Source organism: Falsiroseomonas sp. HW251 (assembly GCF_050563545.1).
In the GTDB taxonomy this organism is placed as follows: Bacteria; Pseudomonadota; Alphaproteobacteria; order Acetobacterales; family Acetobacteraceae; genus Falsiroseomonas.
This window is the reverse complement of the sequence record NZ_JBNXUM010000075.1, coordinates 1-2198: the sequence shown is the minus strand read 5'-3', so window position 1 is coordinate 2198 and position 2198 is coordinate 1. Positions and strand designations below refer to the sequence as shown.

Sequence of the window (2198 nt, the reverse complement as noted above, 5' to 3'; positions counted from 1 at the left end):
CATAAGAGCGAGGCTTCCGTTCAGTTCGAGCAGCTAACCGGCCGCCGCCGGCTCGTCGCTGCGCCGAAGATCGTCGCAGTTGTAGCGGAATACGTCGCCGGCGGGCCGGCTTCTCCAAGGCGCGTTGGGAACCGGTCTGCCGCTTGGAACGTGGAACGTCGCGGACGGCGTCAGATGCTCGACCCGTGTGGGCAAAACAACGTAATCAAGGGCCGGCTCGCGGGTGCAAGCTCGCACCAAATCGGCCTCGCTTGGCGGGTTCTCGCTGATCTGCATCAATCCAAAACAATCGATTTCTGACCGTTGGAATCGGAACGATGGAAGACGTTCTGCGAAACTGACTGCCGTTGCCCTGAAAAAACCCGCTCCCGTACCCTGGGCGCACGAGAAGTAGGAGGCCTGCCGAAGGCGGAGCCAGACCACTTCTAGCCCCCCCTCCCAATATATGTTGCTGTTGCGAGGCACGAAGTCCCGAAGTGGGTCTTCAACCGGTACCTGCGTCTCGGTGAATTTCTGCCAGTCGGAACGCTGGTCGAACGTCATAACGGCAGCGGTCGCAAGTGCGATGCCGCAGAGCCATCCAACCGACATCGATCGCTGACGTAAGCGCCCCGTCAAGACGGTCCAGAGCAGCAGTGTTCCACCGCCGGAAAGCATGCAGGCGCGGGCAGCGCTGACCAACCCGCTCGTGTCCGGAGAACTGTCAAAGACGACCGACGCGGACATCAATAAGCAAACGGTGAACCAAGCGACGGACGTGCCGAAGACCGAAACCAAAATGATACGGCTAATGCTTCCTTCAAACCGAATGCCTAGCCGAAAAGCAGCTACGAGCAATCCGGTCAGCACGGAGATTGGGAACGCCGCCAGCGACATGGCAGGCAATCCCTTCATCGCGGCTAGCGTGACGGGCAGGAGAGCTACCAGCAGCCGCGCGTAGATCCAATTGAGCGCCCCCTCACTGGCTAGCCGGAAAAGCGCGGGGACGAGAAGAAGATTGACGGCGAGCACCAAGATCCATAGGGCCCGCGCTGGCTGAGCCGCCGAAACGAGATGCAAATGCCCGACGTCCGTGCCGGCATACGTCAGGAAGACTCCGGTTAACCCTGTAGCCGAGGCGGCCAAAGCAAATCTGAATTGCGTCCCGGAAAGAGTCGCAGCCACGACGGCGCCGAGCAGCAGTGTAGTGCCGGAGCGCAGCCAAGCTTCCCAAGGCCACATCGTTAAGAAGACCCAGTAGCTACGCCGCTGCGTTACATCGAGCCAAAAGGCATCCATGCGGGCGAAATCGAGCTGTTCTAGCGGGAGCAGGAGCAAAGCGGTGGCGAGGAGCGCGCCGCCAAACGCGAAAGCAAATGCAAGCAGACTGCGTTGCAGTAGGCACATTAAGATTAATGTCCACAAAGCAGGGAGCGCGATCAGTGGGTGCATCGCGATCCCGCCGCCGAGCGCAACCGCACCAACGAAACGGCGGCCATTCAAGACGGCAGCAATAGCAAAAAGGCTGGCAGCTTCCGCGAAAAGGCGGGGCGTGGCGAAGGGCTCACCGTAGGAGATGGTACCCAACACACCGACGCGAGGCGCAAACAATAGTAGACCGACAAATGCCCAGAGGCGCGCACGGCAATCGGCTATAAGCGCCGATGCAAGCGCCCATGCGGCAATCAGCCAGCATGCTTGACCAATGCCGAAGGCGATTGCGTGGGCAGCCTCGAGGCCAAATATCTCTATAACCGGAGCATAGAGGTACGAGAAAGCGGTAAATTGGTCCTGACTGCCGTGAATGAAGTAGAGATCAGTAGAAAAGCTCGCTGGATGCAGCCGAGCGAGTGCCTGGGCTGCATAGAAGCGTGCATCAAGCCAAATGCCATAATAAGGACGAGTGCCGGACCAAACCAGCGCCAGCGCAATAAGGCCGAGTCCGAGTTCGGAGCGGGTCAATGATGCCCCGAGTCTTTGGTTTGAACCCGAGGAACACTCACCCCTGACCATCCTCGCGGGCACTGGACGGCTGAACGCGTTCTGCTCAGATCCGCGCCGGCACCATGCGCCCGCCCTGGTCGGGCGCGTCGCAGCTGGCTTCCTCGTGGTACTCGGCGTCCTGGTTCACCCGCCACACGTCATAGAGCGGCCGCCCCGCCAGGATGTTCCGCGCCGTCAGCATCGCGGTCATCATCGCGTGGTCCTGGTTGTTGTAT

The 2198-nt window shown here is 60.4% G+C and carries 1 protein-coding gene; it reads right to left on the bottom strand.

The window, feature by feature from the left end; all coding sequences use genetic code 11:
* Nucleotides 1-33: 33 nt before the first annotated feature.
* Nucleotides 34-1941 (bottom strand): hypothetical protein, encoded by a 1908-nt coding sequence (locus tag ACLF3M_RS35175; protein ID WP_430661674.1) that lies wholly within the window; start codon nt 1939-1941, stop codon nt 34-36.
* Nucleotides 1942-2198 lie beyond the last annotated feature (257 nt).